Annotated in this window: 5 protein-coding genes; all 5 read left to right on the plus strand. The window is 72.9% G+C overall.

The genetic code is table 11. The annotated features are described in order from the left end of the window. Positions 1-69: 69 nt before the first annotated feature. Positions 70-1,092, plus strand: a complete 1,023-nt coding sequence (gene ruvB, locus D8M29_RS07130; protein WP_095353336.1) for a Holliday junction branch migration DNA helicase RuvB — start codon at positions 70-72, stop codon at positions 1,090-1,092. A 60-nt stretch (positions 1,093-1,152) separates the two neighbouring features. After that, positions 1,153-1,590, plus strand: a complete 438-nt coding sequence (yajC, locus tag D8M29_RS07135) for a preprotein translocase subunit YajC (protein ID WP_049147635.1) — start codon at positions 1,153-1,155, stop codon at positions 1,588-1,590. 70 nt (positions 1,591-1,660) lie between these two features. Continuing rightward, positions 1,661-3,475: a protein translocase subunit SecD gene (gene secD / locus D8M29_RS07140; protein ID WP_127445872.1), complete on the plus strand. Its 1,815-nt coding sequence runs from the start codon at positions 1,661-1,663 to the stop codon at positions 3,473-3,475. Then, positions 3,472-4,512, plus strand: coding sequence for a protein translocase subunit SecF (gene secF / locus D8M29_RS07145; RefSeq protein ID WP_127435466.1), 1,041 nt, complete (start codon positions 3,472-3,474; stop codon positions 4,510-4,512). The genes secD and secF overlap by 4 nt, the downstream gene beginning before the upstream one ends. A 127-nt stretch (positions 4,513-4,639) precedes the next feature. Further along, positions 4,640-6,919 (plus strand): bifunctional (p)ppGpp synthetase/guanosine-3',5'-bis(diphosphate) 3'-pyrophosphohydrolase, encoded by a 2,280-nt coding sequence (locus D8M29_RS07150; RefSeq protein WP_127445873.1) that lies wholly within the window; start codon positions 4,640-4,642, stop codon positions 6,917-6,919. Positions 6,920-7,005 lie beyond the last annotated feature (86 nt).

Raw genomic sequence — 7,005 nt, forward strand, 5'->3', positions numbered from 1 at the left:
CGACGTCGCCGCGCTGCTGCGCGCCACCCTGCGCGACGTCGGCATGGCCGGCGCGGTGCGAGGCGGGCGATGAGCGCGGAGTCCTCACCGCTGTCCGCGGCGGCCGTCGACCCGGAGGAGCGCCGGCTCGAGGTCGCGCTGCGCCCCAAGCACCTGGACGAGTTCGTGGGCCAGATGCGCGTGCGCGAGCAGCTGGACCTCATGCTCGCCTCCGCCCGGCTGCGGGACCGCGCCGCGGACCACGTCCTGCTCTCCGGCCCGCCCGGGCTCGGCAAGACCACGCTGGCGATGATCGTGGCCGCGGAGATGAACGCCCCCCTGCGGCTGTCCTCCGGCCCCGCGATCCAGCACGCGGGCGACCTCGCGGCCATCCTGTCCTCGCTCACCGAGGGCGAGGTGCTCTTCCTCGACGAGATCCACCGGATGTCCCGCCCGGCCGAGGAGATGCTCTACATGGCCATGGAGGACTTCCGCGTGGACATCGTGGTGGGCAAGGGCGCCGGCGCCACCTCGATCCCGCTCGAGCTGCCGCCCTTCACGCTCGTGGGCGCCACCACGCGGGCCGGCCTCCTGCCGGGGCCGCTGCGCGACCGCTTCGGCTTCACGGGCCACCTGGACTTCTACACCGAGGAGGAGCTCGAGCGCGTCCTGCGCCGCTCCGCCCTGCTGCTGGACATGCGGCTGGCCACGGAGGGGTACCGGCAGATCGCCCGGCGCTCGCGCGGCACCCCGCGCATCGCCAACCGGCTGCTGCGCCGGGTGCGGGACTGGGCGCTCGTGAAGGGGCTGGCCGAGGTCGGCCCGCACGACGCCGCCGCCGCCCTGGACATGTACGACGTCGACGGGCGGGGCCTGGACCGGCTCGACCGGTCCGTGCTCACCGCCCTGTGCACCACGTTCGGCGGCGGGCCCGTGGGGCTCAGCACGCTGGCCACCGCCGTGGGGGAGGAGGCCGAGACCGTGGAGACCGTGGCCGAGCCCTTCCTCATCCGCGAGGGCATGGTGGCGCGCACCCCCCGTGGCCGCGTCGCGCTGCCGGGGGCCTGGGAGCACCTGGGCCTCGCCGCTCCAGAGGCCACGCCGGGGCCGTGACGCCCAGGGCGGGCCCCTACACTGGACAGGCCCGCCCACCCCGAGCATCAGGAGTCCCCCATGCCCGTCGCCACCGCCGCGACCCTGCCCGTGATCGCCCAGCAGGCCCAGGGAGGCGGTGGCAGCTTGCTCATGCTCTTCGCCTTCGCCCTGCTCGCGGTGATGCTCTTCCTCTCCTTCCGCAAGGGCAAGAAGATGCAGCAGCAGCAGGCGCAGATGCGCAGCACCCTCGCCCCGGGCGTCGAGGTCATGACCGGCGCCGGCATCTTCGGCACCGTCGTGGCCGTGGACGCCGAGGCCCAGCGGGTGACGCTGGAGACCGCCCCGGGCACGCGCATGGACGTGCACCTGCAGGGCATCACCACCGTCGTGGAGCCCGAGACGGCCGCCGCGGCCGCCGCGCCCACCACGGACCCGTCGCGTCGGGATGACGCCCCCGGCACCGAGTACCGCGCCGACGACGCCGACCCGCGTCCGCGCCGCGACGACCTGGCCTGAGGCCCACCCACCCCTGCACACGCGGCCCCGCCTGGCGGGGCCGCTCGAATGTGACGGAAGCACCTGAGCAATGGCGAAGAGAACACCCACCGGCTCCGCCGGGCGCACCCTGGCCTGGCTGGCCGCCCTCCTCGTGGTCCTGGCCGCGATCCTCGGCGGGGGCGTGGCCTCCGGCGCGGCCTCCTGGGCTCCCAAGCTCGCCCTCGACCTCGAGGGCGGCACGCAGATGGTGCTGGCCCCCCAGACCTCGACGGGCGAGTCCGTCACCCCCGAGCAGCTGGACCAGGCCGTGGAGATCATCCGCCAGCGTGTGGACGGCTCCGGCGTGGCCGAGGCGGAGGTCGCCACGCAGGGCTCCCAGAACGTGGTCGTCTCCCTGCCCGGGGTCCCGGACGAGGAGACCCGCCGCCTGATCCAGGCGTCCGCGGACATGCAGTTCCGCCCCGTGCTGCAGTCCGGCCCAGGGGAGGCCACCCCCGAGGACCAGCGCCTGCCAGAAGACCAGCTGCCGAAGCCCGACGGGGAGCCGGCGGACGCCTACGACCCGAACTGGGTCACCCCGGCCCTGCTGGCCGAGTTCCAGGCCACGGACTGCACCGCCCCGCGGGACCCGGCCGCGCCCCCGCCGCCGTCCGACCGGGCGATCGTCGCCTGCCAGCCCTCCGAGGAGCTCGCCGACGGCGCCGTCACGCCGGCCCAGAAGTACATCCTGGGCCCCGTGGTCATCCCGGGCACCCAGATCAAGGGCGCGTCCAACGGCATGGCCCAGGCCCAGGGCGGCGTCTCCACCAACCAGTGGGTCGTCAACATCGAGTTCGACGAGGAGGGCACCAAGGCCTTCACGGAGGTCACCCAGAAGCTCACCCCGTACCCCGAGGGCGACCCGCGCAAGCAGTTCGCGATCCTGCTGGACGGGGACGTGATCTCCGCGCCGCAGTCCAACGTGGTCATCACCAACGGCAGCGCGCAGATCAGCGGCCCCACCCTGAACGAGCAGACGACGGCGCAGTTGGCCGAGCAGCTCAACTACGGCTCCCTGCCGATCTCCTTCTCGATCGAGTCCGAGCAGCAGATCTCCGCCACGCTCGGCCGGGACCAGCTCTTCTGGGGCCTGATCGCCGGCCTGATCGGCCTCGGCCTCGTGGCCGTGTACCAGTTCTTCCAGTATCGGGCCCTGGGCCTGCTGACCTTCGCCTCGATCATCGTGGCGGGCGTGCTGACGTGGCTGACCATCGCGATCCTGGGCTGGACGGACAACTACCGCCTGTCCCTCGCGGGCATCGCCGGGCTCATCGTGGCGATCGGTCTGACGGCGGACTCGTTCATCGTCTACTTCGAACGCATCAAGGACGAGCTGCGCGCGGGCCACACCGTGCCCGTCGCCGTGCACGAGGGCTGGAAGCGCGCCCGGCGGACGATCACCGCGTCCAAGGCCGTGAACCTGCTGGCCGCCGTCGTGCTGTACTTCGTGGCCGTCGGCAACGTGCGCGGCTTCGCGTTCACCCTCGGCCTCACCGCGATCGCCGACCTGATCGTGGTGTTCCTGTTCACCCACCCGCTCATGGTGCTGTTGGCCCAGACCCGCTTCGTGGGCGAGGGACACCCGATGTCCGGACTGGACCCGTCGCTGCTGGGCGGGCCGTCCCTGTATCAGGGCGCCGGCCGCTTCCGCGAGCCTGCCACCGCGCTCCCGGCGGACGCCGCCGGCGAGTCCCCCGGCGCCGGCGGCGCGGAGGCCGCCGAGGCCCCGCGGCCGCTCGTGGCGACGGGCGCCCCCCGCGCGGGCTCGTCCGCCCGGGGCGGCCGCCGCTCGCGCACCGCGCCGCCCATGACGATCGCCGAGCGACGCCGCGCCGAGCGCCGTCGCCAGGAGGAGGACCAGTGAACCACTTCGCCGACTGGGGCAACGCCCTCTACTCGGGCCGCACCTCCTACCCGTTCATCCAGCGCTGGCGGCGGTGGTTCGCCCTCGCCGCCCTGCTGCTCGTCCTCGCCGGCGGCCTGACCGCCCTGCGGGGCGGCTACAACCTCGGCATCGAGTTCCGGGGCGGCTCCGAGTTCACCGTCTCGCAGACGGCCTCCACCGACATGGCCGCGGGCGAGCGCGCCGTGACCGACGTGCTGGCCGACGGCCACGCCACCGTCACGAACGTCGCCCCGGGCACCGTGCGCGTCCAGACCGAGCAGCTCGACGACGCCCAGACCCGAGCCGTGGCCGCGAACCTGCAGGAGGCCTACGGCGTCGGCCAGGACCAGGTGACCTCGACCTTCGTGGGGCCGACGTGGGGCGCCGCCGTGTCGCAGCAGGCCCTGATCGGCCTGGTGATCTTCGTGGTGCTCGTGACCCTGTTCATGGCCGTGTACTTCCGCACCTGGAAGATGTCCCTGGCCGCCGTGCTCGGCATGCTCTACGTGGTCGCGCTGACCGCCGGCATCTACGGCGCCACCGGCTTCGAGATCACGCCGTCGGCCATCATCGGCTTCCTCACGATCCTGTCCTACGCGCTCTACGACACCGTGGTGGTCTTCGACAAGATCCGCGAGAACACGATCGGGTCCGAGGAGGACCCGGAGCGCACCTTCGTCGAGAACGTGAACCTCGCGGTGAACCAGACGCTCGTCCGGTCCATCACGACCTCCGTCGTCGGCATCCTGCCGGTGGGCTCGATCCTGTTCATCGGCGCGGGGCTGCTCGGTGCCGGCACGCTGCGGGACATCGCGCTCGCCCTGTTCGTGGGCATCATCGTGGGCACCCTGTCCACCCTGTTCCTCCAGGCGCCGCTGTACGCCCTGCTGCGCCGCAACGACGCGGACGTGCGCGACCACGACGCCCGGGCCGCGGCCCGGGCCACCCGGGAGCGTGGCTCAGACGCGGTCACCGATCCCGACGTCGCCCCCTGGGACGACGGCGCACGGCTCTGACGGAGCCGCTGCGGCCCCGGCACGGGCCCCGGCGGTCTTTCTGGGGCGGGGCGGGACGGGCGCGGGTAGACTCGCCGATCATCCCGGCCGGAGCGGTCGGGGCCGCACGAGCCAGGAGGCGTGGCCCATGAGCGAGCAGGACCCCACCCGCGCCCCGGTGCGGCCCCGCAGCCGGATCGCACGCCTGACCGGCCGGCACGCCACCGAGTACTCGCCCCTGCTCGAGCCGCTGATGCGCACCGTGCGGCAGCGAGCCACCAAGACCGAGCTGGCCGAGATCGTCCGCGCCTTCGAGGTCGCCCGCGCGGCACACGAGGGGCAGATGCGGCGCTCCGGGGACCCGTACATCACCCACCCCGTCGCGGTCGCCACGATCCTCGCCGAGATCGGCGTGACGGGCCCGACGCTCCTGGCGGCCCTGCTGCACGACACCGTCGAGGACACGGACTACTCCCTGGAGCGCCTGCGCGCCGACTTCGGCTCCGAGGTCGCCCTCCTCGTGGACGGCGTGACCAAGCTGGACAAGGTGACCTACGGCGCCGCGGCGCAGGCCGAGACCGTGCGCAAGATGGTCATCGCGATGGCCCAGGACGTGAACGTCCTGCTCATCAAGCTCGCCGACCGGCTGCACAACGCGCGGACGTGGCGGTACGTCTCCCCGGAGTCCAGCGCCCGCAAGGCCCAGGAGACCTTGGACATCTACGCCCCGCTGGCCCACCGGCTCGGCATGAACACCGTCAAGTGGGAGCTCGAGGACCTCTCCTTCGCCGCCCTCAAGCCCAAGATGTACGCGGAGATCGTGCGCCTCGTGGGGGAGCGCAACCCGGAGCGGGAGAAGCACATCGCGGCGCTGCGCACCGTGATCGAGGAGCACCTGCGCGAGCACCGGATCCGGGCGACCGTCACCGGACGGCCGAAGCACTACTACTCGATCTACCAGAAGATGGTGACGCGCGGGAAGGACTTCGACGACATCCACGACCTCACGGGCATCCGGGTGCTCGTGGACTCCGTGCGTGACTGCTACGCCGTGCTCGGCGTCATCCACGCGCGCTGGAACCCGGTCCCGGGCCGGTTCAAGGACTACATCGCGGTCCCGAAGCTCAACATGTACCGCTCCCTGCACACCACGGTGATGGTGCCGGGCGGCAAGCCGGTGGAGATCCAGATCCGCACGCAGGAGATGCACCGCCAGGCCGAGTACGGCGTCGCCGCGCACTGGCGGTACAAGGCCCAGGTCGCCGGCCAGGCGCCGGTGCAGGCCACGCCGGCCTGGCTGCGCTCGGTGATGGACTGGCAGGCGGACACCCGGGACCCGGACGAGTTCCTCGCCTCGCTGCGCACCCAGATCGGGGCGGACGAGGTGTACGTCTTCACGCCGAAGGGGGAGATCCGCACCCTGCCGGCCGGCTCCACGCCCGTGGACTTCGCCTACGCCATCCACACCGACGTCGGCCACCGCACCATCGGCGCCCGGGTCAACGACAAGCTCGTCCCGCTGTCCACGCCGCTCAGCCACGGCGACACCGTGGAGGTCTTCACCTCGCGCGCCGAGGACGCGGGGCCGAGCCGGGATTGGCTGGGCTTCGTGGTCTCGCCGCGGGCCCGGTCCAAGATCCGTCACCACTTCGCCACGCAGCGCCGCGACGAGCAGGCCGACCGGGGACGCGAGTCGCTGACCCGTCAGCTGCGCAAGGCCGGCATGGCCGTGCAGCAGGTGCTCGGCGGCGAGGAGCTGGTGCAGGTGGCCACGGATCTCGGCTACGCGGACCTCGACGGGCTGTTCGTGGCCCTCGGCGACGGCCACGTGTCCGCCCAGTCCGTGCAGGAACGCGTCGCGGAGCGCCTCGCTCCGCCGACGCCGACGCAGGCCGAGCCGGAGGGCGAGCTGACCGTCGGCGAGGTGGACCTGCAGGAGCTGGTCCCGGCCCAGTCGCGGCGCGCCCCCGCGCGGGCCACCAACGACGCCGGCGTGCTCGTGGACGGCGACGGCGGCGTCATGGCCAAGCTGGCACGGTGCTGCAACCCGGTGCCGCCGGACGCCATCGACGGGTTCGTCACCCGCGGCTCCGGGGTCTCCGTGCACCGGGTCGACTGTCCCAACCTGGCGACCCTGCTCGCGCAGGAGCCGGAGCGCCGCACCCCGGTCAGCTGGGCGCCGTCGCGGGACACCGTCTACCTGGTGGAGATCCAGATCGAGGCGCTGGACCGCAAGTCGCTGCTCTCCGACGTCACCCGGGTCCTCTCCGAGAACCACGTGAACATCCTCTCGGCCTCCGTGAACACCACCCGCGACCGCGTGGCGATGAGCCGGTTCGTCTTCGAGATGGGCGACCCCCGGTTCCTCGGCCACGTGATCGACGCGGTGCGCCGCATCGACGGCGTCTTCGACGTGCACCGCACCTGAGCCTCCCGGCCTCAGTCGGGGACGTCCAGCGCCGCCAGCAGCGCGGCCAGCCGGCGCCGGGCCGCCACGACGCCGGCACGGCGGGT

The sequence above is a fragment of the Micrococcus sp. HSID17227 genome, from assembly GCF_003989405.1.
Classification (GTDB): domain Bacteria; phylum Actinomycetota; class Actinomycetes; order Actinomycetales; family Micrococcaceae; genus Micrococcus; species Micrococcus luteus.

Bases quoted from the DNA above. Each gene is read 5' to 3' on its own strand.
- ruvB (WP_095353336.1), top strand. From the start codon at position 70: ATGAGCGCGGAGTCCTCACCGCTGTCCGCGGCGGCCGTCGACCCGGAG.
- yajC (WP_049147635.1), top strand. From the start codon at position 1,153: ATGCCCGTCGCCACCGCCGCGACCCTGCCCGTGATCGCCCAGCAGGCC.
- secD (WP_127445872.1), top strand. From the start codon at position 1,661: ATGGCGAAGAGAACACCCACCGGCTCCGCCGGGCGCACCCTGGCCTGG.
- D8M29_RS07150 (WP_127445873.1), top strand. From the start codon at position 4,640: ATGAGCGAGCAGGACCCCACCCGCGCCCCGGTGCGGCCCCGCAGCCGG.